Origin of the sequence: Bifidobacterium vansinderenii, from assembly GCF_002234915.1 — a bacterium.
GTDB classification, from domain to species: Bacteria; Actinomycetota; Actinomycetes; order Actinomycetales; family Bifidobacteriaceae; genus Galliscardovia; species Galliscardovia vansinderenii.
Genome location: NZ_NEWD01000052.1, coordinates 1 through 2,576 on the forward strand (window position 1 = coordinate 1; position 2,576 = coordinate 2,576).

Consider the following 2,576-nt stretch of genomic DNA (forward strand, 5'->3'; position numbering starts at 1 on the left):
CATATGAGATGCTTTCTGATTATCAGAATACTCGGATTGAAAATTCTGTCAATCTCATATGAGACGCTCGGCGTGTCGCCTATTTATTCCAGCGTCTCAAATGAGATACAATCGAGACATGGTTAGAAATGAACAGCTGCCGCCAGTAAGCGGCACGGCAAGAGCGATAGCAACCTTCATCAAGGCCGACGCTGAGCAAAAGGACGTGTCGATAGCCGATCTCGCACGAGCTCTGGGCAAGGCAAGGTCCTATGCGTCAATCCGGTACAACGGACTGAAAACATGGAGCTTCGACGACGTGGATTCGATAGCGCCGATTCTGGGCTATCCAGATGGAATGAGCCTGCTGAGAAAGGCAGACCAAAGCAGATTGAGTTAACCTAGTGCATGTCCGACTCCTTTCGTCGGGCAATGCTGTATTGGGGTGGCGTCAGGCTTCCAATCTGGGCGTCACCCCTTTTTCTTGCCCTTGTGATCGAACGCGCGTTCAACCCTTGTGGGTTTCCAATACCGTTATTGGTACGCATGTTCGATGTCATGCCTCTAGGTCTACCACGCAAACCATCGTTTCGCATTCGAACAAAGCGGATTTAAGCCGATCGGAGATTATCTCGACGTAGAATCGAACCAATACCGATCCACAGAAGCAAAGGAGCGCCATGGAATTCACCGAAGCCATCAATCAGGTAGCCGCGAAGGTGAAGGAGCTGAAGGACAGTATCGAAACCGAGGAGGCAACCAAGACGGCGTTCATCATGCCGTTCATCGGACAGGTGCTCGGCTATGACGTATTCAACCCCCGCGAGGTCGTCCCTGAATTCACTGCGGACGTCGGCGTGAAGAAGGGCGAAAAGGTTGACTACGCGCTCGTCCTCGACGATCAGGTGCAGATCCTCATCGAATGCAAGAAGATCGGCGCACCGCTCACTCTGGAGAACGCAAGCCAGCTGTACCGGTACTTCGCCACGACGCGAGCCCGGATCGGCGTGCTGACCAATGGCCAGGTATGGAACTTCTACATGGACATCGACGAGCCGAACCGCATGGATTCCAAGCCGTTCCTCGTGCTCGACCTGCTCGATATCGACGAGACGGTGCTGCCCGAGCTCAACAAGCTGACCAAACCGGCGTTCGACATCGATTCCATTGCCAGCAGCGCCGAGGAGCTGAAGTACGTCGGCGCACTAAAGCGCGCGGTAAGCGACGAATTCAAGACCCCGTCGGATGATTTCGTCAAACTGCTCGCCGGACACGTCTACGACGGCGCCTTCCGCCAGCAGGTCATGGAGAAGTTCAGGCCGCTGGTCGACAAGGCCCTGAAACGCTACCTCAACGACCAAGTGAACGACCGTCTGAAGACCGCGCTCGGCGCCGAGGACGTGAAGATCGACGCCGGCACCCAGATAACCGAGACGCCGTCCGCAGAGGATGAACCCGCGAACCAGGAGGAGCCCGACGACGGTATCGTGACGACGGAGGAGGAGATTGCGGCATACCGGATCGTGCAGGCGATCGCGTGCAGCGAGGTCGATCCGGAGCGTGTCACGATGCGCGATGCGAAGTCCTACTGCGCCATTCTGCTGGACGACAACAATCGCAAGCCCGTGGTGCGCCTGTTCTTCAATACCCGACAGAAGTATCTTGGGCTTTTCGATGAGAGCAGGAACTGCGAACGCGTTCCGATCGAATCGCCGGCTGGAATCTATGGGTACGCCGATCAGATCCGCGAAGAGGTTCGACGCCTCCTCTAGTACGTCGTTTAGTACGTCGTCGTGAAATCCCTTCCCCGGGAGCTGTTGGAATCATTGCGCTCCGGGGATTGGTTTTCAATTCCCGGCGGCTCCACGAATCAAGCCATCCAAGCACGCGCTTGGGTGGCTTTTTTGTTGCGATTCCAACGGTTTCGGCCCGTATTTTCAACGTTTCGGCACTGCTCCTATAATCGATGCAAACCGATAAAAACCGATCAAAAAGGGGTAGATGTACGTCGTTTAGTACGTCGTCCCCGAGGGGAGGCACTGTTGCCCAGGAAGAAGAAACCATCATCGCGCAGGTCGTTCGGCCGAATCGAATATCGGCCCAATTCGGATAGTCCGACGCGCGTGGTCGCCGCCTACCCGACGCCGGCCGACGCGTTCGCCCAATGGCCGGGCCTGCCGAAGCGGATCAGCCGGTCGTTTCCGATCGAGCAGGAGTCGGAGGCGCTGGCATGGCTGGACGGCGAGAAACGCAGGATGGACGCAGGCGTGTGGGAGCCGCCCACGGTGCGTGAAAAGAAGGCGGAGACGGTCGGGCTCACGTTTGACGAGTATTTCCCCACATGGTTGGAGAAGCGCCGTTATAGGGGCAATCCGCTGCGTCCCGGCACCAAGTATCGGTTGCGCCGGGATTACGAGAACCACATCAAACCGGCGTTCGGAGGCACGCCGATGGATAGGGTGACGCAGGCCATGGCCGACAAATTCCGCGACCAGCTGCGCGCGGATCAGCCGGCCATGCGCAGAAACGTCATGAAGCTGCTCGCGGAGATCCTCCGCTCGGCCGCACTGCCGGGCGAGGACGGTTCGGAGCCGATC

General features: G+C 57.5%; 3 protein-coding genes. All 3 read left to right on the forward strand.

Annotation, left to right across the window (positions count from 1 at the left end; translation table 11 throughout):
• The first annotated feature begins 118 nt into the window (after positions 1–118).
• Positions 119–379, forward strand: a complete 261-nt coding sequence (locus Tam10B_RS12655; RefSeq protein ID WP_093961593.1) for a hypothetical protein — start codon at positions 119–121, stop codon at positions 377–379.
• Positions 380–659: 280 nt separating this feature from the next.
• Positions 660–1,751, forward strand: a complete 1,092-nt coding sequence (locus Tam10B_RS12660) for a type I restriction endonuclease (protein ID WP_093961594.1) — start codon at positions 660–662, stop codon at positions 1,749–1,751.
• 270 nt (positions 1,752–2,021) lie between these two features.
• Positions 2,022–2,576 (forward strand): tyrosine-type recombinase/integrase (locus tag Tam10B_RS12665; RefSeq protein ID WP_198947613.1); only part of this gene is annotated, 555 nt, incomplete at its 3' end.